This window comes from Citrobacter sp. CK181 (assembly GCF_030333595.1).
GTDB lineage: Bacteria > Pseudomonadota > Gammaproteobacteria > Enterobacterales > Enterobacteriaceae > Citrobacter_B > Citrobacter_B koseri.
The window spans coordinates 87,133-106,233 of the sequence record NZ_JAOWFN010000013.1 but is presented as its reverse complement, the minus strand read 5'-3'; the positions used below and the strand labels follow the sequence as shown (position 1 = coordinate 106,233).

General features: G+C 54.0%; 18 protein-coding genes. 6 read left to right on the top strand and 12 right to left on the bottom strand.

Translation table 11 applies throughout. The features are described 5' to 3' along the window. Positions 1 to 29: 29 nt before the first annotated feature. The 7 genes from dagF to dagR form a co-directional block, all read right to left on the bottom strand. Entirely contained in the window at positions 30 to 773 is a 744-nt protein-coding gene (gene dagF, locus OGW17_RS11860; RefSeq protein WP_071259151.1) for a 2-dehydro-3-deoxy-phosphogluconate aldolase, read from the bottom strand. Further along, a complete protein-coding gene (gene dgaE / locus OGW17_RS11855) occupies positions 760 to 1,869 on the bottom strand; it encodes a D-glucosaminate-6-phosphate ammonia lyase (RefSeq protein WP_071259148.1) in 1,110 nt (369 codons plus the stop codon). The genes dagF and dgaE overlap by 14 nt, the downstream gene beginning before the upstream one ends. A 3-nt stretch (positions 1,870 to 1,872) precedes the next feature. Then, complete coding sequence (locus tag OGW17_RS11850) at positions 1,873 to 2,733, bottom strand: PTS system mannose/fructose/sorbose family transporter subunit IID (protein ID WP_012135806.1); 861 nt, start codon at positions 2,731 to 2,733, stop codon at positions 1,873 to 1,875. Further along, positions 2,730 to 3,479: a PTS mannose/fructose/sorbose/N-acetylgalactosamine transporter subunit IIC gene (locus OGW17_RS11845; protein ID WP_012135807.1), complete on the bottom strand. Its 750-nt coding sequence runs from the start codon at positions 3,477 to 3,479 to the stop codon at positions 2,730 to 2,732. Before OGW17_RS11845 ends, OGW17_RS11850 begins: the two co-directional genes overlap by 4 nt. Positions 3,480 to 3,502: 23 nt before the next feature. Then, positions 3,503 to 3,988, bottom strand: a complete 486-nt coding sequence (locus OGW17_RS11840) for a PTS sugar transporter subunit IIB (RefSeq protein WP_042323421.1) — start codon at positions 3,986 to 3,988, stop codon at positions 3,503 to 3,505. An 11-nt stretch (positions 3,989 to 3,999) separates the two neighbouring features. Continuing rightward, complete coding sequence (locus tag OGW17_RS11835; protein WP_024131069.1) at positions 4,000 to 4,425, bottom strand: PTS sugar transporter subunit IIA; 426 nt, start codon at positions 4,423 to 4,425, stop codon at positions 4,000 to 4,002. A gap of 259 nt (positions 4,426 to 4,684) precedes the next feature. Next, positions 4,685 to 7,483, bottom strand: a complete 2,799-nt coding sequence (gene dagR, locus OGW17_RS11830) for a transcriptional regulator DagR (protein ID WP_071259145.1) — start codon at positions 7,481 to 7,483, stop codon at positions 4,685 to 4,687. Positions 7,484 to 7,671: 188 nt separating this feature from the next. Between dagR and OGW17_RS11825 the strand changes: the two genes are divergently transcribed. Continuing rightward, entirely contained in the window at positions 7,672 to 7,965 is a 294-nt protein-coding gene (locus tag OGW17_RS11825; protein ID WP_024131070.1) for a YicS family protein, read from the top strand. A gap of 39 nt (positions 7,966 to 8,004) precedes the next feature. Here OGW17_RS11825 and nepI read toward each other — a convergent pair whose 3' ends face one another. The 3 genes from nepI to OGW17_RS11810 all read right to left on the bottom strand — a co-directional run bounded on the left by nepI (position 8,005) and on the right by OGW17_RS11810 (position 10,570). Beyond that, on the bottom strand, positions 8,005 to 9,198 hold the full coding sequence (nepI, locus tag OGW17_RS11820) for a purine ribonucleoside efflux pump NepI (protein WP_024131071.1): 1,194 nt from the start codon (positions 9,196 to 9,198) through the stop codon (positions 8,005 to 8,007). A gap of 152 nt (positions 9,199 to 9,350) precedes the next feature. Continuing rightward, a complete protein-coding gene (locus OGW17_RS11815) occupies positions 9,351 to 9,803 on the bottom strand; it encodes a DUF1198 domain-containing protein (protein WP_012135814.1) in 453 nt (150 codons plus the stop codon). Between the two features lie 11 nt (positions 9,804 to 9,814). Continuing rightward, positions 9,815 to 10,570, bottom strand: a complete 756-nt coding sequence (locus OGW17_RS11810) for an IclR family transcriptional regulator (protein WP_012135815.1) — start codon at positions 10,568 to 10,570, stop codon at positions 9,815 to 9,817. Between the two features lie 243 nt (positions 10,571 to 10,813). Here OGW17_RS11810 and OGW17_RS11805 point away from each other — a divergent pair, with 243 nt between their 5' ends. From OGW17_RS11805 to OGW17_RS11785, 5 genes are all read left to right on the top strand, one after another. Beyond that, entirely contained in the window at positions 10,814 to 11,713 is a 900-nt protein-coding gene (locus OGW17_RS11805; RefSeq protein ID WP_024131072.1) for a dihydrodipicolinate synthase family protein, read from the top strand. A gap of 21 nt (positions 11,714 to 11,734) precedes the next feature. Then, complete coding sequence (locus OGW17_RS11800; RefSeq protein ID WP_024130069.1) at positions 11,735 to 13,252, top strand: UxaA family hydrolase; 1,518 nt, start codon at positions 11,735 to 11,737, stop codon at positions 13,250 to 13,252. Between the two features lie 138 nt (positions 13,253 to 13,390). Next, positions 13,391 to 14,626 (top strand): MFS transporter, encoded by a 1,236-nt coding sequence (locus OGW17_RS11795; RefSeq protein ID WP_230031916.1) that lies wholly within the window; start codon positions 13,391 to 13,393, stop codon positions 14,624 to 14,626. 54 nt (positions 14,627 to 14,680) lie between these two features. Then, complete coding sequence (locus OGW17_RS11790; RefSeq protein ID WP_049008034.1) at positions 14,681 to 15,583, top strand: 2-dehydro-3-deoxygalactonokinase; 903 nt, start codon at positions 14,681 to 14,683, stop codon at positions 15,581 to 15,583. Next, positions 15,570 to 16,184, top strand: coding sequence for a 2-dehydro-3-deoxy-6-phosphogalactonate aldolase (locus OGW17_RS11785; protein ID WP_071259142.1), 615 nt, complete (start codon positions 15,570 to 15,572; stop codon positions 16,182 to 16,184). The genes OGW17_RS11790 and OGW17_RS11785 overlap by 14 nt, the downstream gene beginning before the upstream one ends. A 43-nt stretch (positions 16,185 to 16,227) precedes the next feature. On the opposite strand, the gene uhpT is transcribed toward OGW17_RS11785, so the two are convergent. Continuing rightward, a complete protein-coding gene (gene uhpT / locus OGW17_RS11780) occupies positions 16,228 to 17,619 on the bottom strand; it encodes a hexose-6-phosphate:phosphate antiporter UhpT (protein ID WP_071259139.1) in 1,392 nt (463 codons plus the stop codon). A gap of 144 nt (positions 17,620 to 17,763) precedes the next feature. Beyond that, positions 17,764 to 19,092: an MFS transporter gene (locus OGW17_RS11775; protein WP_071259136.1), complete on the bottom strand. Its 1,329-nt coding sequence runs from the start codon at positions 19,090 to 19,092 to the stop codon at positions 17,764 to 17,766. Between the last annotated feature and the right edge of the window lie 9 nt (positions 19,093 to 19,101).

Genomic DNA, 19,101 nt, shown 5'->3' with positions numbered 1-19,101 from the left:
CGCTTGCCGGGCCTACGTAAACTACGCCATCAAACCAGCGCTTTCACGATCTCCATTAACCTGACGATATCGTCAGGCCGGGTGTTTCCGGTTTGCGGATCGATAATCGAGCTGTAAACATGCGGCATCACGCGCGGCACGCCCGCCTCCAGACAGGTTTGCAAAATAACGCCGAAATTTTCCAGGGAAATGCCGCCGGTCGGTTCGATCAGCGTCATCCCGTTGCGGGCTGCGCTGGTTGCCAGCACATACAGCTCCGGTAACGACGTCTCGCCGCCCATCGGAAAAAACTTCGCCGCGTGCGCCCCCATATCCTGCATCATGCGTACCGCTGCATCGCAGGAAACGCGGGCCGGCGTCCCCTGGCTGCTGCGAACGCCAGTGGAGATAAGCACCTCGCCCGGCGTACCTGTCGGGCTGACCAGCGCGTTGATATGCGTTTTTTCGCCGCCCGTTGCCGCCAGCGCGCCAGCGGCAAAACCACATCCGGTAAAGGTCTGGTTGACGTGCGCCGGGTGTACCTTTGCAGCAATCATCGCCGCCTTATAGTATTGCGCCGGATCGCCCGCTCCCAGCCCCACGGAGATGCACGGCACCTCCGCCATCCAGCGTTTTACCTCCTGAACACCGTCTTCCACTGAGGCAAACTGTGCGGAGAGGACGCCGATCGCCGCATGGCCTTCGGCAGCATCATAGATTTCCCTGGCATTGGCGATATCTTTCGCCAGTACGTTAATCGCCACACGATTACGATAAAAATTAATCTGCTGCATGGTCGGCAATCTCCTTCAGTCGCGCCACGATTAACGCCATTTCCCCTTCTGCGACCGTTCGCGGGTCGAGGCTGAAAACGCCCTGGTGGAGGTTATAGCGACGGGCATAAATGGCGATATCGCCGCCGCGCAGCTGAGCTTCGACTTCGCGGGCATCCCGCCCCAGTTCACGGGCATTCACCCGAATACGAATACGCCAGATCGCGCGCCCGGCCTCATCCTGCTCGATATCCGCACTCAACCCACGAATCGCTGAAATGGCGTCGGCTACCGGCTGAAGCTGTTCGGCGGTGACTACCGTCTGCCCCTGGTGATAATTCTCCAGCGCATACACCAACCCGACCATATTCTCCTTACCGATCTTCATCGCTCTGGCGATGCCGTGATGCTGCGCTTTGCAGGCGGCGATCCACGGTTTCTTGCCGGTGATAAATCCAGAGGTTGGCGCATTGAAGGCTTTCGCGCCGCTGTAGACAACCATATCCGCGCCGCTCGCCACCCAGACGTGCAAATCCTCCTCGGCAGCGGCATCAACAATTAACGGCAGGTTGTGAATCTGCGCCACCTGGACGAAGTCCTCAATGCCCAACATCCCCTTCTGCACGCAGTGATGTGATTTCACATACAGCAGGGCGGCGGTGTCATCGGTAATCGCACTCTCCAGTTGCCAGCGCGCGGCCAGGTTGCTCGACCCTACTTCCACTACGCGCCCGCCACCCAGACGGATCGCGCTGGTGATCGGCGCGCCGTAATCCACATTATGCCCACGCAGCATCACCACTTCATTGGCCATACCGGAACTGTCCGGCATCTGCGTGACCCGGGCCCGATCGCCACGGGTAATAGCGGCGGCAACGGCAATCGCAATTCCCGCCGAGGCGCATGAGGTGACATAACTGTCTTCCGCGCCGGTATAGCGGGAGACCCGCTCACCGGTTTTTTCCACCAGCTTGTCGATCTCGACAAAAGCGGAGGCCGCACGCGCCGTGGCGTGCATCACCTCCGGCGCGACGCTGGAGACGCCAAGAATCGTCATCTTGCCGCAGGCGTTAATCACCTGCTTTAGCCCCAGCTGTTGATAGATATTCTGTGTCATGGCTTACAACACTCCCAGCAGCGAGCAGACCACGCTAAGCGCCACAATCGACAGCAGAATGGTGGTATAACGCGGCCCCTTCTTCACCAGAAAGATATAGATGGCAAACACTGCCGCCAGCGGCAGCAGGCCAGGCGCAATCGAATCGAGGATCTGCTGAACCACCACTTCAGAACCTTTCAGGGCGCTGATTTTCAGCGGGGTGGTGATCTTGACGTAGCTCGCCGACAGCGCCCCCATCATGATCAGCCCCAGCACGTTAGCGCCGTAGATCAGTTCCTTGATTCGCCCCCCTTGCAACAGCCCAACGATGGAATCACGCCCCAGCGTATAGCCTTTGTGAATCAGGCCGTAGCTGATCGCCAGCGTAATGGCCGGATAGAGAATCAGCGGCGCAATACCCCCGAATGCGCTGCCATTGGCGGCGAACGGAATAAAAATCGCAATCAACAGCGGCATCACCGCCGCCCAGACGATGGAATCGCCCATCCCGGCCAGCGGCCCCATCAGACCGGTTTTAATCCCGGTGATGGAGGCGTCGCTGATCGGTTCACCACGCGTTTTCTGCTCTTCCATAGCGATGGAGATGCCCTGGATCACCGCGCCAAAGGTCTGTTCTGAGTTAAAGAAGTTCAGATGGCGCTTCAGCGCTTCCACCTGTTCCTCTTTTTGCGGGTAGAGTTTTTTGATGATCGGCGTCATCGAGGCGCAGAAAATCAGGCTCTGTAAACGTTCATAGGAGTTAGAAACCTCCGCGCCCAGCCAGTAGATAAACCACGCCCTGGTGATGTCCGCTTTGGTCAGCGCTCCGGTTTCCCGCGCACGCTCAACCAGTTCATGTTGCATTACGTCGCTGCTCATCATGCTGCTCCTTCATTTTTCGCCAGACCTTTAATCAGGAAGGCCACACAGGTGCCGAAGATTGCCATCGCCATGATGTCGACCTTGAGGTACAGCACCGCGAAGAATCCACCGATAAACCACGGCAGCAGACTCTTTTTGCCGATCACCATAATGGTGATGGCGAAGCCCAGCGCCGGGAGAATCCCGCCCATAATTTCAAAGGAGTGGGTCAGCCAGTGCGGCATCAGCTTGAGGAAGCTTTCTACTACGTTCTGGCCGAAATAGTTGGCGGCGAACACCACCGGGAAACGCAGCGCCAGACCGAGTAACGCCGGGTAAAGGAAAGCGCAGCGCATAATGCCCGCCATATTTGCCGTTTCCGCGTGTTTGTCGGCCATATGTACCCAGGCGGCGTTCAGCGTACGGCGTAGCTGGTCGAGGAATACGCCGATCACGCCAAACGGAATCGCCAGCGCAATCGCCAGGTTGGGGTCCATTCCGGCTTTAACCGCAATAGGGATCGAGATACAGGCCGCCAGCGCCGGATCTGACGGCACGTTACCGCCCGGCGTCGAGGTCACGCCCAGATAGACGAGCTGCATACCCGCCCCGATAATCATCGCCGTCTGCATATTCCCGAGCAGCAGCCCCACAAAGACCGCGACAACCACCGGCTGAAGCAGCATGGCGGAGAAGGTGTAGCCAAGGCGTAATCGGGCAAACCAGTAATACAACCCCATCAGGCTTGCAAAGACTAAAGTATCCATAGTGTTATCCCATTATCAGAGGGTTAGAATTTTTTCAGGATATCGTCCAGCGACTGTGGTTTATCTTCCGGGATAGTCTGGAAGAACACCTGAATCCCACGACTTTTCAGGTCGTTAAGAATGCCAACGTCTTTTTCATCGAGCGTAATGTTCTGGAAAACCGCTTTGCGGTTTGGCCCACCGCCTAAGCCCCCAACCTGAATGGTGGTGACATCAAATCCCTGCTGCACGGCCTGTTGAATAGCCGCCAGAGACGGGAACAACACCAGCACATTGCCGTCGCCGAGTTGGTTTTCTTTCCACGATGCCGCAAAGCTCTGGTTGCTGTAGCAATCCACTTTGATGTTTGGCGGCGCGGCCATCAGGTAGATGTTTTTCATAAACGGATCGGCGTCCAGTTCGTCACTGACCACGGCAATCCGGTTCGCCTGGGATTGTCCGACCCACTTCGTCACAACCTGCCCATGAATCAGACGGCTGTCGATGCGACATAACACGATGTTTGCCATAATGATTTTCCTTATTGTGATTGTTGTAATTGACGAACATGGGCGACGACATCCAGACAACTGCTGCGCCCGGCTTCCACCAGACCGCTCACGCAGGCGGTAAGCGGGCCGTGTTCGCGCCGATCCAGCGCCTCCAGCAGCAGCGAGGCGTTCAGCCCGGAAACCACCGCCACCGGATAATCCGCACTCAGTCGTGCCGCCACATTGGAGGTCGTGCCGCCAACAAAATCGGTCAGAATAAGTGAGCCTTCCGGCATGGTTTTCACCACGGCTTCGACACGTTGATAAAACTCGCCCAGCGTATCCACGGGCATGAGCGCAATTTCTGTTACGCCTTTAATTTCCCCCATCACCATGCGAAGGCTGTTGCAGAGCTGTTGTCCCCAGCCGCCATGCGTCAGCAGCAGGATCTGGGGCAAGGATTCAGTGGTAGTCAAAATGGCCTCCTGGCTCGATTACATGAGACTGACAATGCCCGATAGCGTCACCGCCGTAGGCCGGATAAGGCGTTTACGCCGCCATCCGGCACACATTGCCCGGTGGCGCTACGCTTACCGGGCCTACGAACCGGGCCTACGAATAGCAAACGCCATCCGGCAAAACTCATCAGAGTAAGAGCAAAGGCTGTGCCAGGATTTGTGTCACACGGGGGAGAAGAGAGGTCTGGCGAGGCGCAGCGCCACGCCAGATAAGGGATCAGCTATAGAGTAATTCGTAGATATAAAAATATTCCGCGTCCGATAAACGGATGGCATAAGCCTCTTCAATCGGCAGGAAAGCCGATTTGATGACACTAAACGCGCGGGCATCCAGATCCGGTTTGTTTTCCAGCGCCATCTGTAACGGTTTTCGGTTAATCACGATACGCTCGACCATACAGCAGCAGTGGATCAGGAAGCGCAGTGTCACCTGGCGGCTTGGTTTCAGCGAAAGCGCGGTGGTCAGATGGTTAAGCACCCCTTCCATTTCTTTCAGAATGCGCTGCGGGTTAAGCACTGAAATATGGTTGATGATGCTCTCCATCGTCAGCGCGCTGATAAAGCGCATTGCGCTGCGTTCCATTTCCAGGCGGCGTTCAGCGCTGGTGAGGTCCGGCGTTAACAGGCTCAACACCAGTTCCGGCCCCTGCTCAGAGAACAATTCCTCCAGCGAAATGAATGGAATATCCGGCAGCCCCGGCTGGAAGGTGCCAACAATACCCGCCAGTCGTTCACTGGCATGCAGCGACTGCTGGACGCGCTCCAGGCTGCGAACATCGTTGTAATCGAGGATCACCATCCGCGTGTCTTGCGACATCAGCTCGCCAAAACTCTCCTCCAGCACCTTTTTGATTTTTTCCGCCGTGCCCATGCCGGTAATACAGGAGATAACCAGCACTTTGCCGCCGTTTTCCTGCTGTGGCGTACAAAGCTGGCAGGGGATGCTTTTCCCCTGCATTAACGCCGCCAGCTGCGGCAGGTCGCTGGTTTCATAGCTTAGATCCAACCCCACCTCCAGCAGGCTGGTCAGGGTTATATTTGGCATCAGCAGAACGTCAATCTGGAATAATTTGCTGATCGTACTGCCAAAATGTACCAGCGAGCCGATGTCCACCATCAGGATCAGCCGCTGATAACGTCGGGTCTGAATCATCTGGGTCAGGGTTTCCAGCGTGTCATGCACCGACTGCTCAAACGGCATATCAATAGCACTGAACAACTCGCGCTCCAGCACCCGATTCACATACTGCGCCATGCTTGTGGCCGTTGTTGCGCCGTGAGCAATCAGGATCACCCCGCAGTCCGGGCTGGCGTCGATACGCTGACGATAATGACGACACTCTTTGAGGAACAGACACAGCCAGACCACTTCCGTCGCCGGACACTGAATATGCAGCAATTCATTGATTTTTCGGCACAACAATGTGGCGTTGTCGTACTCATCTTTGCAACGATCGAGGATCAGGCTGGAAGAATAAAGCTGCGGAATCAGGCCGCGCTGAACGTAGCCAATCAGCGCCAGAAAATGTTTACGCAGCGGATTTACCAGGTTCTCCGGCAACGTAAACGTAAGCACCTGCTCCACGCAGCCAATAAGCAGCGTCACGCGTTCCTCAATCTGGTCGCCATAACGCGGCGGATGCGCAATATTGTCGCGACTGTAGAGGCCATATTCAAAAATCGAGCTGAGCTTATTTTTCAGGATCGCCAGCGTTTCCGCCGGAGGCACGTTACTGTTGCGCAGATTGACGTATTCGCGGGTCAGGAAGCTGTAAAAGAGATCGCTCTCTTCAATCTCGGCGCCCGTCGCCAGCGACGTTTTCAAGGCGGGCAACGTGCGCGCGTCAACGTTCAAGCGCTCTTTGCCATCAAACAGCGTGTCCACCAGCAGACGTTGCTCCGGCGTGGCGTTAAACGGCATTTCCGCCAGCCGTTTATCCAGTTGCAGCGTATCGTTATGCTCCGTCATCCCCGACGCCCACGCCTGAGCGCAGAGGAACTGGATATCACTCTTGAGCTGGCCGATGTTGCCTTCCAGCGGCTTATTCAGCAGCCAGAGCAACAGCGTCTTGTCGATACTCACCGTGCGCTCAATTTTGCGACTTTCACGTTGCAGAAAGCCGACAATCAGCTCCACCTGTTCTTCGATTGAACGCTGGCGAATGCCCGGCAGATCGATACAGACCTGAATACGCCGCTGGAAAGTACGCAACAACGCCGAACTTACCGGTTCTGTCGTCGCGCAAATCAGGCGTACCGATATCGAACGCGCCTTGCTGCTTGCCCCCAGCGGACGGTATTCACCTTTATCGAGAATGGAGAACAGCTTTTCCTGCCCTTCATATGGCAGACGGTGTACCTCATCCAGCAGCAGATAGCCGCCGTCCGCCTGCTCCACCAGGCCAGGTTTATTCTCGCTCGCTCCGGTAAACGCCCCCTGTCGATGACCAAACAGGTGCGAAGAGAGCAGTTCCGGGTTATGGGCATATTCCGCACAGTTAAAATAGACCAGCGGCGGCGGGGAGCCTGCGGCGTGCTCGCAGGCAAAGCGGTGCATCAGTTCAGCAAAGAAGGTTTTGCCAACGCCGGAAGGTCCGGTCAGCAACACATGCAACCCGTGGGGGTAAAGCACTGCGGCGCGGCCTTTTTCTACTGCATCGCGCAGGCTGCGATCGTAGCCAATCAGACCGGTAAAAGGATCGTCGATTGTGTGCCCTTCCTGACGCGGCAACAGATCGGCAATCGTACGTACTTCACGTTCGGCGTCATCCAGCTTACGCCCCAGCAGCGTTTCCAGCGCCTGACGGTGCAGGAAAAACACCGGGCGGCCCCGGCTTTTGATCGCCAGACCATCATTGCAGAGTTGATTGAGATCTTTACTGACCGAGTTGCGCGCCAGCCCGAGGTTAAAGCCAATGGCTTCCGCCGTAAATGCCGTCTCCTGCGCCAGATCGGCAAGATTCAGCCCGCGCGTCAGCCGTTCGAGTTCCCCCAGTATTACCTCAATCCGTCTCATCTCTTTACCGCTTAAGAAATAAATGATTGTTCAGAACATACACTATTCTGCTGCGCAAGAAAGTGAGAGAGCGGGGAGAATCCGCCTACAACTTACAGACGAGACGGTTTTGCGAAGTAATGCGGACCGCTGAGAGAGTCGTGTTCTGTCTATACTTATGCTTAAACTTTGAATACTGGATGATGACGATGAAACAAACCGCTCTGCTGCTCTTTACCGCCCTTCTCGCGCTGCCAGGCATTGCGTTGGCTAACTCGCCTTATAGCTCGCTTCAGACCGCTAACGAAAAAAGCACCGTCCTGAAAGAGCTACGCAAAATGTGTACGCCGCAGGCATCGCTGTCGGATGAGGCATGGGAGAAAATGATCATGTCGAATGAGAGTAATCAACAGCACATCCGCGAGGCGATCGTGGCGATAGAAAGGAACAACCAGAATAACTACTGGGAAGCGCTCGGCAAAGTCGAATGCCCGGATATGTAAAACGTCATGGGTGACCGAATCGTCACCCCTTTTGACGTATTATCGCGTCGTTTGTATGCGAACTTTTACCGTCACCAGCAGCGCCGTCAGCAACATCAGGCTGCCGGAGAGCGCCAGCGGCGACAGCAGACCAAGGTTATCAAGCGCATAGCCGCCAACAGCCGCACCGCAGGTATTGGCAAGCTGGATCACCGCAACCTGAACGGACCCGGCTTTTTCCGCCTGATCGGCAAGCGTACGGGTGATCCACGTTGACCACCCTACCGGCACCAGCGCAAACGACAGCCCCCAGACAATCGCGATCCCTGCCGCCACCACTTTTTCGCTTCCCCACAACGTCAGCACCAGCGCGCTGACGGCCAGAACCAACGGCGCGCCTGCCAGCGCCAGTTTGACCGAGCGTTTAAGAATAAAAGAGGAGAGCGACGTTCCCACAAAACTGGCAATGCCAAAGCTCAACAGTACCAGCGTCAGGCCATCGACATCAAAGCCCGCCAGATTCATATACACCGGGCGGATGTAGGTAAAGAACGCGAACTGTCCGGCAAAGGACATAAAGATGGCAATCATCCCCGCCATTACGCCGGGACGTTGCAACAGACTGAAGATATTTTGTTTTTGGTGAGACGGTTCGCCAGGCAGCGAAGGTAACGATTTCACTACCCAAATAACACACAGTACGCCCATCACCGCCGCCGCGTTAAAAACATGACGCCAGCCAATAATCCCACCTAAAAAACTGCCCAGCGGCGCGGCGATCACCAGCGCGATGGAGACCGCGCCAAAAATAACCGACAACGCTTTAGGCACGGTACGCGGCGGCACCAGGCGCATCGTCAACGAAGCCGACATCGCCCAGAATCCCCCCAACGCCAGCCCCAGGCAGGCACGCCCGGCCAACAGCAGCGTGAAGGAAGTTGCAAACGAGACCAGCAGACAGGAAAGCGTTAATAAAACGGCAAACAGGATCACCACATAGCGACGATCGGTCGCCTGAATAATTTGGGTGATAAACAGGCTGGCAAACATGGCGACAAACGCCGTTACCGTTACCGACTGCCCGGCGACGCCTTCAGAGATTCCGAGGTCCTGCGCCATCGGCGTCAGCAGGCTGACGGGCAAAAACTCAACGGTGATCAGGCAGGCAACACAGAACGCCACAGCGAAAACAGCCGACCAGTTTGGCCGGATAATCGTCTCAGCATGGGATTGTTCTTCGATTCTTGCACTCATTTCGTTACCTGCGTCTTTCTCTGCCAGAAAAGCCGTGCAGTGTAACACCTAAAGTGTGACGCATTTAACGTTTTAGCAACTATATTAATAGCCGGATGGCGCTGACGCTTATCCGGCCTACAGATTCATCGTGCCTGCGGGAATGGACGACCTCAATGCAACCAGTGCACGCCATCTTCAGGTTGAAAAAGGGCGTTGTAGCGTATCTGGAAGGCGTTAATCTCTTGCATATCCGGTTCTATTTCGCGCAGAAACCCCAGCGCCAGGCGTACCTGCGCGTCAGTAATTGGCGCGGCCAGACGCGTTTTTTGCAGCTGACGATACCACTGTTGCAGGTTCTGATCGCTGCCATCCACAATCACGATCTGCCAGATTAGCAATATCTGGGCGGCATTTTGCAGATGTGATTCATCAGGACGATGCAGGTACTGTAAAAACGCCTCTCCAGGCGCTTTGCCCATCTGGTCGATCATTGATTCCACTGGCACCACGCTGATGCCCAGACGCTCGCTTAACCGACGAATCGCACGCCGGGCCCCCGAGGTGAGCACCCTGAAGCCAACAATAAACACCACGACCAGCGTGGCCAGCATAATCCAAATCATAACCTGCCCTGTTAAACCAACTTTGCAGAAAGCGCCTGACAGGCTTCACGAACCCACTGAGAATATTGTGGAATGCACTCTTTTGGCATTTGCAATTCAACACCGCTGATACTGATCGCAGCAATCACCTCATGATTACGATTAAACACCGGCGCAGCGATACAATAAATACCTGGGGAATCTTCCGCGTTATCAAAGACCCATCCTTGCTCACGGATTCTGGCAAACTCCTTTAGCAAGGCTTTCTTACTGGTGATGGTGGTCTCAGTGTATTGCGGTAACTGCTCATCCGGCAAAAGTTCGTCCATTTTGTCCTGCGGTAACCAGGCACAAAGCGCTTTCCCCACGCCGGAACTGTGCATCGGCAGCTTTTTACCGACCCAGGTACGAATACCGATTGGCTGAGTGTTCTCAAGCTTCATCAGGTAAATGGGCGCGACTTCATCCAGGATACCCAGATGGCAGGTCAGATCGGTTTGCTCACGCAATTTCTCCAGAACAGGCAGAGCAACGTTGCGGATATCAAATTGCTCCAGCGAACGATTACCCCATTCGTACAATTTCAGGCCCAGGAAAAAGCGCCCCTTTTCCAGACGCAAAAGGTGATGTTCGACCAATGCGTTTAACAATGATGACGTGCTGCTTTTAGGTAATGCTAAATCTTGTTGGATCTGGCTGAACGTCGCCCCTGGTGTATTGAAGAGGTAATTACAGATTTTTACCGTCTTATCCAGTGCGGGAACAGAGGTCGTAATATCCTGGCTCATACGAAATTAATCTTTTCTATTCATAGACTCCTCTCAGTATACCGCAATCACTTTCCTCAGGAATGCGGCTTTTTTGCGCATAGAGGAAGCACAGGCAATTCCTGAAATGTTAACCGCCTAAATCAGATCGCTATCACAATTGTTCATTTGTTCTGCAAAAATCATTGACGAATGATTTGGATATTTGCTGTACTAATTTCAATATACAGAACATTAGTTCCATATACTGAACAAGAGGTAGCAATGTCGAACGTATTTAAAGGTATCTTTCCGCCAGTCCCAACCATTGTTGACAATCATGGCGAATTAGATCGCGCCGGAATGGCCACCATGATTGACCATGTCATTAACAACAGGGCTGACGGAATGCTGATTCTGGGCAGCGGCGGTGAGTTTTCACATTTTTCCACTGAGCAGAGAAAACAGATCGCCGAATTCAGTCTGCAATATGTTGCAGGAAGAGTACCGGTGTTAATTGGTATTGCCTGCGCCAGCACCGCAGAAACCATCCAGTTAGGTGAACACGCACAAAACGCAGGCGCTACGGGCGTACTGGTGGTGAATCCTTACTATGCGAAACTCAGTGATGACGCGCGTTTTACGCATTACAAACGCATTGCCGAAGCACTCAGTATACCTGTCTTTTTGTATAACTTCCCTGAGTTAACTGGCCAGGATATCGGTCTGGACGTGATCACCCGACTCGCCCGTGAAGTGCCTAATATTGTAGGAATTAAAGACACCATTGATAACATCAGCCACACCCGGGAAATTATTAATCGCGTCCACCCATTCCGCCCGGAGTTTATTGTCTTTAGCGGTTATGACGAATATTTGCTTGATACGCTATTGTTGGGCGGTCACGGTGGAATCCCTGCAACATTTAACTTTGCCCCACACATTACCAGAGGCATATATCAGGCATTTATTCGTGAAGACCTCACTACGGCTAAAGCACTACAGCAGCAACTGGCAACGCTTTCTCCTCTGTATGCATTAGAACAGCCTTTTTTTGGCGTCATCAAGACAGCTATCAAATTAACTGGAGTGGATATTTCAACTGCCGTAGTTCCACCAGCCTTACCACTCAATGAGGAAAAAACAGCCCTTGTTCGAAATATTCTGGCCCGTATTACTCTGTAAATCAGCATGAGAGCAATGATAATGAACATCAACCCTGTACTAAAACTCAATCCAAAAGATGATGTGGTTATCGCAAGACAGTGTGTTCCCGCTGGCACCTGGCTTGAAGAAGAACAAATTACAGTTATCAGCGACATTCCCGCAGGACATAAAATTGCCCTACGCTCACTAAACATCGGAGAGGCAGTGAAACGGTATGGGCAGATTATCGGTTTCGCTACCCAACCTATTCAAGCCGGCGAGCATATACATATGCACAACCTGGGCATGGGCGATTTTGAGCGTGATTACGCCTGGGGCGTGGATCGGCATTCCCCCACACCCGCCGAACATCAGGATATATTTCAGGGAATTCGTCGCGCTGACGGGCGTGCCGCCACGCGTAACTATATTGGCATTTTAAGTTCGGTTAACTGTAGCGCGACGGTCGTCAGAGCGATTGAGGATCATTTTCGTCTACACGGTCTGGCCGATTACCCAAATGTCGATGGCGTGGTGTCGCTTCCACAAAGTTTTGGTTGCGCGATTGGCTCTAAAAGTGAGTCCATGGCGGTCATGCGGCGCACGATGGCAGGTTACGCCACACACGCCAACTTTGCTGGCGTCATTATTATTGGGCTGGGTTGTGAGTCCAGCCAAATCAAAGACATGATGAATGCCCATGGGTTGGAAGATGGTCCAATGATGCACAGCTATACTATCCAGGACGTTGGCGGAACACGGCATGCCATTCAGAAAGGGATTGATCTGGTAAATCAAATGCTTCCCCTCGCGAACCGGGTCATCCGCGAACCCATTCCCGCCTCGGAAATTATTCTGGCGCTGGAATGCGGTGGCTCTGACAGCTATTCCGGTATTTCCGCCAATCCAGCGCTCGGCTATGCGGTGGATAAGCTGGTACAGCAGGGTGGCACGGCCATTCTGTCTGAAACATCAGAAATTTATGGCGCAGAACATTTATTGACCCGCCGCGCTGTCTCGCGCGAGGTTGGCGAAAAACTGATTGCGCGGATTCACTGGTGGGAAGACTACTGTCGTCGCAGCGGAAGCGAAATGAATAACAACCCTTCAGCAGGTAATAAGGTTGGCGGACTTACCACGATTCTGGAGAAATCCCTCGGCGGTATTGCCAAAGCCGGAACCACTAATCTGACAGAGGTTTATGAATACGCAGAACCAGTTACAGCAAAAGGGTTCGTCTTTATGGATACCCCCGGCTATGACCCTATTGCCGTTACCGGGCAAATCGCAGGCGGCGCGAATCTGCTTTGCTTCACCACTGGCCGGGGTTCGGCATTTGGATCCAAACCAACGCCCAGCCTGAAACTGGCTACCAACAACGCGCTCTGGCTGCGCCAACAGGAAGATATGGACATTAACTGCGGCACCATTGTCGAAGGTGAAGAGACGATCGCAGAAGTCGGTGAACGTATTTATCAAATGATCCTTGATATGGCATCCGGCAAAAAAACAAAAAGTGAAGAATTTGGCTATGGTAGTCAGGAATTTGTCCCCTGGACAATTGGCTCCATAATGTAACGCTCCACAATATAACAATACCTCGTACCGCCATGCTCACTATGAGCATGGCAAGGAGTTCCTATGTCTATTGTTAACGTAAATACTGAAGAAGAAAAATTAAAGGCTACAACAGTAAGATGGCGAATATTTATTATTATGCTTTTGTTGGGTGCGATTAATTATATTGATCGCACATCGCTTTCTATTGCCATGCCCTATATTACCGATGAATTTGGCATTACTGATACCCGGGTTGTCGGTGTTATCCATAGCGCTTTCTTCTGGGCTTATGCGCTGATGCAAATTCCCAGCGGCGTAATTGCAGATAAGTTCAAAGCCAGAAATATTATCGCACTGGCTACCATCTTATGGGGAGCATTCCAGGCCGTTGCCGCCTTATGTCACTCCATTTTCACGCTTTCACTTTCCCGTCTTGGTCTGGGCGTCACAGAATCCCCTATCATGCCCGCAGGCGCAAAATTAATGGGGACATGGTTAACGCCAACTGAGCGTGGGCGCGGCTCAATGTTGCTCGATGGCGGCGCGCCATTAGGAACCGCGCTGGGTGCGGTCATCATCGCCGGGTTGATTGCCTTTTTCGACTCGTGGCGTATGGCATTTGTTGTCGCGGGGGTTGGCACGATGCTCGTCGGTTTACTGGCATGGTGGTATATCCGTACTTATCCGTCAGAACACCCACGTATTAACCAGGCGGAACTGGACCATATCACCGCGGCAAACGGCCCAGCCACCAACAGTAAAAAATACCGTCTCGCTGATATCAAACCTTACCTCAAGCAGCGCAATGTGCTTGCGTTGATCGGCGGATGGGTATGCTACAGCTTTGTGTTCTATGGCCTGATGACCTGGCTGCCACTCTATTTCCAGGCCACTTATGGCTTTGATATTAAGTCGATGGGTGGCGCGATGGCGCTGATCTTCCTGCTGTGCTTTATTGGTCAGCTCACAGGCGGTTACATCATGGATAAATGGCGCAGTAAAGGCGCAAAAACCAGCCGCGTTATGCATACCATGTTGGCAATTTCCGCCACTACCGCAGGGGTAGGGATTTTTCTGTGCGCCCAAAGTTCAACACCAGCCATTGCGATTACGTTGCTGACAATCGCGCTCTTCCCGTTACGTTGGGCCAGTGTCTACTGGTCAATACCGGGTCTGCTGGGAGCACAATCGGTAGCAGGGACTATCTGTGGCACCATGAACTTTACCAGTAACCTGTTCGCTGCCATTTTGCCTATTTTTATCGGCTTCCTGGTGCAATCTACCGGTAATTACTATGCCGCGATGATGTTCTTTGCGCTGGCCGCAGTGGGTTACCTCATCTGCTCGCTGCTCATTAACTTCGATAAAAAAATGGATATTGCTGAAAAGTAATTACCCGTCTCCGGCCCGCTCGCGGGCCATTTTTTATGGCATCAGGAACGAAGTATGTTCAATTCAGAGAACTTTATTGCCGTCGACTGGGGCTCCAGCAACCTACGCCTGTGGGTTTACCAGAAGGGGAGCTGTGTCTGGCGTCACGCCAGTCATGATGGGGTGATCAATCACCATGCAGGGCAGTTCAAAGATATTTGGCTGACATTGCTCGAACAGTGCCCACACACTCTGGCAGATAATACGACGGTTATCATGAGCGGCATGATTGGCAGCAATATTGGCTGGGTAGACAGTCACTATTTACTCTGTCCGGTTTCCCTGCAAACCCTGTCGCAGCATCTCACTCAAGTTCATGACGCGGGCCATCTCCCTGTATTCATCATTCCTGGTTTGCAGTTAGCGGGATCTGAAACCTGTAACGTGATGCGCGGTGAAGAAACACAGCTTCTTGGCGCGTTATCAGAAAATAGCTGGTATGCCTTCCCTGGCACCCACAGTAAATGGGTACGCATGGAGAACGATACGGTCCGTGATTTTCAAACCATCATGACCGGCGAATTTTTCCACCTGCTGACCCGACACTCCATCGTGGGAAAACACGCAACGGTACAACAGCACAATGTCGATGCTTTTTTAGCGGGCGCAAAACGTGGTCAACATGAAAACTGCCTTTCTCGCGGCGTCTTTGATCTCAGAGCACGAACACTAAGTCATATCCTTCCTCAGGACGCGCTTTTTGATGCCTTATCCGGTCTGCTGATCGGCCATGAAATCGCACAAATGCTGCAACATTACGCAATCCCTGCACACGAAGAAATTGTACTGGTCGGCAGCGACGAGCTGCTCGTCCGCTACCAGACCGTATTCCAGCTTTTTGGCCAGCGCTGTCGCCTCCTCAACGGTGAAACAGCATTCATTAACGGCATCAGGAGTGTTTTACATGAACATCCGTAATCCTTTGGTCGCAATACTACGAGGTATAACGCCCGATGAAGTTCTGGCGCATATTGATGTACTCGCAACAGCAGGTTTTACCACCGTAGAAATTCCGCTGAATTCCCCCGACTGGCAAACCAGTATCGCCATAGCCGTTGCACACTATGGTCAGACGATACATATCGGCGCAGGAACCGTGACCGCCGTTAGCGAAGTTAACCTGTTATCCGCATTCAAGTGCTCGTTTATTTTGACGCCGAATACCGACCCGTCAGTTATTGACGCGGCACGAGATGCCGGAATGACGACCTGTATCGGCTGTCATACCGCCAGCGAAGCGTTTGTCGCGATCCATCACGGCGCCAGCGCATTAAAAATTTTCCCGGCAGGCGAACTGGGGCCAGGATACATCCGCGCATTAAAAGCCGTTCTACCGACGCATATTCCACTCTATGCCGTCGGTGGCATCCGTCCCGACAATCTGGCTGACTATCTGAATGCAGGATGCATTGGCGCAGGATTAGGCAGCGATCTGTACCGCGCCGGACAAACCGTAAACCAGACGGCAAGAAATGCCCAGGCCTTTATCGAGGCGTGGAACGCCTGTAAGCAGCAATAAAAAAGCCCGGCGCCAGGCCGGGCAAAACGTTACCAATACACACTTAAGCGACTTTCAGTTGCTGTATTTTTTTCTCGCGGCGAATTTTGCGTTCTTCCAGCACCGCGACCATCGCCATCAGGCAGATGCAGCTAATGGCAGCGGCATCCAGCGCGGCGAAGGTACCCGCCCAACCGGTCAGACCAAAGACTGGCGTACCGTCGGCAATCATCCCCAGCCCCAGCTTGGCGAAGCTGTCGCCGATCAGGTAAGCGAAGGTGCCTTTAATGCCGTCCGCCGCGCCGATCGCTTTTTTCGGAACGAAGCCGACTGCCGCCACGCCGATCAGCAACTGCGGGCCAAACACCAGGAAACCGAGCGCGAACAGGGACGCCAGGTAGACGTACTGGTTGCTGGCATGCTGGTAAACGCCGAGGGTGGCGATAATCAGCGCCAGCGCAACGCAGGCCACCAGCGCGCGACGACCGTTCGCCAGATCCGACAGCCAGCCCCACAGCAGCGTGCCGACCAGCGCGCCCACTTCAAACAGGGTAAAGCCCTGAATCGCCACTTCTTTAGAAAGTTTCAGTTCCTGGAATGCGTAAACGGTAGACCACTGGTCGATACCAATACGCACCACGTACAGGAAGATGTTGGAGAAGCACAGCAGCCAGATCACTTTGTTTTTCAGGACGTATTCCACAAAGATCTGCCACTTGGTCATCTCATTTTCTTCGGTCTCTTTGTCCTCTTCGCTGATCTCTTCGCCGAACAGCTCTTCCGCCTTACCAAGACCATAAGATTCCGGGGAGTCGCTGCCAAAGCGCAGGCCGATGAAGCCCACAATCAGCGCGATGATCGACGGGAAGATAAACATGCCGATCACATGGCCGTCGAACAGGTAGTTCGCGCCGAACAGCGCCACGCCTGCCGCGCCAGCGCCGCCGAGGTTGTGGGAGATATTCCAGAAGCCGAGGAAGGTGCCGCGCTTACGACGGGGCGTCCATTTGGTGATGGTGGAGTAACTGCACGACCCGCCGGTACTCTGGAAGAAACCGCTCAGCGCGTAGAAGGCGATCATCAGGAGCAGGCTAACGGAACCGCTCCCCATGCTGGCGCTGAAGCCCAGCATACAGATAGCGGAAAGAATCAGCATAAACGGCAGGAACTGCTTGGTGTTTTTGCCGTCGGCATAGTAGGAAACCAGCGTTTTGCCTACGCCATAGGTGATCGAGAAGCCCAGACCAATCATCCCCAGTTGCGTCATGCTCAGCCCGTAAGTGGAGATCATGTCGTTCTGGGCGATGTTGAAGTTTTTGCGGATCAGGTACATGGTCAGGTAGCCGATAAAGACCACCAGATAGGACTGCATGAACGGTTTGAACCACATTTTGCGCCGTACATCGAGCGGCAGATCCAGGGTCGGCTTACGCACCTGGTTTAAGAAGTTCAGCATGGGACGGGTATCTCCTGATTTTTTAAGCCTGCTTTATTGCAGGCATTGTAAAAATCAGCCGCCCAACCAGCCTGAGACAGCGTCCAGGCGAAACCGGGAAAATTTCTTAGTTTTGCCCCACTCGGGGTAAAAAGGTGAAGTCCGTCACGTAATGCTGGCCTCGCGCGGCGCCTGCGCGTTCAAAAACGGCAGCAGCAGCAGGGCGGAAATGCCCGCCGCAATGGCAATCACCACAAAGAACCCGGTCCAGTGCCAGGTTTCCATCACCTGTGCCAGCGGCCAGCCGGAGAGCGATGCGCCAAGATAGGCAAACAGACCGACAAAACCGGTTGCCGCCCCCGCCGCCTCTTTGTGCGAACATTCCGCAGCCGCCATGCCGATCAGCATCTGCGGGCCAAAGACAAAAAAGCCGGTGGTGAAGAAGCACGCCGCCTGCATCACGTAACTGGCGAACGGCATCAGCCATAACGAACCGACAGAGAGCAGTATTCCGGCAGCGAAAATCAGGTTCATTGGCCCACGGTTGCCGTTGAACAGTTTATCTGAACCCCAGCCAGCCACCAGCGCGCCGATAAACCCGCCCAGCTCGAACATCGTGACCGCCATGTTGGCGGTGACCAGATCGACACCCAGCGTCTCCGACATATACAGGTTGCCCCAGTCGTTGATCGCCGCGCGTACCACATACACCAACACATAGCATAGCGAGAGCAGCCAGATATAGGGATTCAACAGCACGTATTTGGTCAGGATCTCTTTGCGGGTCAGCCCCGCCCCCTCCTGCTGCTGAGCGATTTCCAGCTCATCATGCCGCCAGTCCCCGACCGCTGGCAAACCGATAGCCTGTGGCCTGTCGCGTAGCCGCCAGCAGAGAAAAATACCGACGATAATCGCCAGCGTTCCGGCAATCATCATCCCGGCGCGCCAGCCATAATGCAGAGCGGCAGCAGCCATGACGATCGGAATCAGCGCCCCACCGACGTTATGCGCGGTATTCCAGATAGCCCACCACCCGCCACGCTCATTACGCGAGTACCAGGACGTCAGCAGACGGGCGCACACCGGCGCTCCCCAGCCCTGGAAGAAGGCATTCAACGCCCACAGTAATGCAAAGGCCCACAGCGACGTGGAGAAACCGAACAGGATATTCACCACGCCGGTGGCGATCAGCCCAATGCCCATAAAATAACGGGCGTTGGAACGGTCGCTGACGATGCCGGAGACAAACTTCGACAGGCCATAGGTGATGTAAAACAGCGTCGCCAGCAGGCCGATATCACTGCGGGTCAGCACGCCGCTGACGAGGATCTCCGGCACGGCGGCATTAAAACTTTTACGGGTGAAATAGAACAGCGCGTAGCCAAGCCAGATGGTAAGTAAGATCTGTCGCCGCCAGTAGCGGTAACGCGCATCGACTTCGTGTTTATCGGTTATCAACGGCGCATTTGCCGGAGCTTTCAGAAACGTCAGCATCGCCGCTCC

Bases quoted from the DNA above. Each gene is read 5' to 3' on its own strand.
- OGW17_RS11845 (WP_012135807.1), bottom strand. From the start codon at position 3,479: ATGGATACTTTAGTCTTTGCAAGCCTGATGGGGTTGTATTACTGGTTT.
- dagR (WP_071259145.1), bottom strand. From the start codon at position 7,483: ATGAGACGGATTGAGGTAATACTGGGGGAACTCGAACGGCTGACGCGC.
- OGW17_RS11850 (WP_012135806.1), bottom strand. From the start codon at position 2,733: ATGATGAGCAGCGACGTAATGCAACATGAACTGGTTGAGCGTGCGCGG.
- OGW17_RS11810 (WP_012135815.1), bottom strand. From the start codon at position 10,570: ATGAGCCAGGATATTACGACCTCTGTTCCCGCACTGGATAAGACGGTA.
- OGW17_RS11825 (WP_024131070.1), top strand. From the start codon at position 7,672: ATGAAACAAACCGCTCTGCTGCTCTTTACCGCCCTTCTCGCGCTGCCA.
- OGW17_RS11790 (WP_049008034.1), top strand. From the start codon at position 14,681: ATGTTCAATTCAGAGAACTTTATTGCCGTCGACTGGGGCTCCAGCAAC.
- dagF (WP_071259151.1), bottom strand. From the start codon at position 773: ATGCAGCAGATTAATTTTTATCGTAATCGTGTGGCGATTAACGTACTG.
- OGW17_RS11840 (WP_042323421.1), bottom strand. From the start codon at position 3,988: ATGGCAAACATCGTGTTATGTCGCATCGACAGCCGTCTGATTCATGGG.
- OGW17_RS11785 (WP_071259142.1), top strand. From the start codon at position 15,570: ATGAACATCCGTAATCCTTTGGTCGCAATACTACGAGGTATAACGCCC.
- nepI (WP_024131071.1), bottom strand. From the start codon at position 9,198: ATGAGTGCAAGAATCGAAGAACAATCCCATGCTGAGACGATTATCCGG.
- OGW17_RS11805 (WP_024131072.1), top strand. From the start codon at position 10,814: ATGTCGAACGTATTTAAAGGTATCTTTCCGCCAGTCCCAACCATTGTT.
- OGW17_RS11795 (WP_230031916.1), top strand. From the start codon at position 13,391: ATGCTTTTGTTGGGTGCGATTAATTATATTGATCGCACATCGCTTTCT.
- uhpT (WP_071259139.1), bottom strand. From the start codon at position 17,619: ATGCTGAACTTCTTAAACCAGGTGCGTAAGCCGACCCTGGATCTGCCG.
- OGW17_RS11815 (WP_012135814.1), bottom strand. From the start codon at position 9,803: ATGATTTGGATTATGCTGGCCACGCTGGTCGTGGTGTTTATTGTTGGC.
- OGW17_RS11800 (WP_024130069.1), top strand. From the start codon at position 11,735: ATGAACATCAACCCTGTACTAAAACTCAATCCAAAAGATGATGTGGTT.
- dgaE (WP_071259148.1), bottom strand. From the start codon at position 1,869: ATGACACAGAATATCTATCAACAGCTGGGGCTAAAGCAGGTGATTAAC.
- OGW17_RS11775 (WP_071259136.1), bottom strand. From the start codon at position 19,092: ATGCTGACGTTTCTGAAAGCTCCGGCAAATGCGCCGTTGATAACCGAT.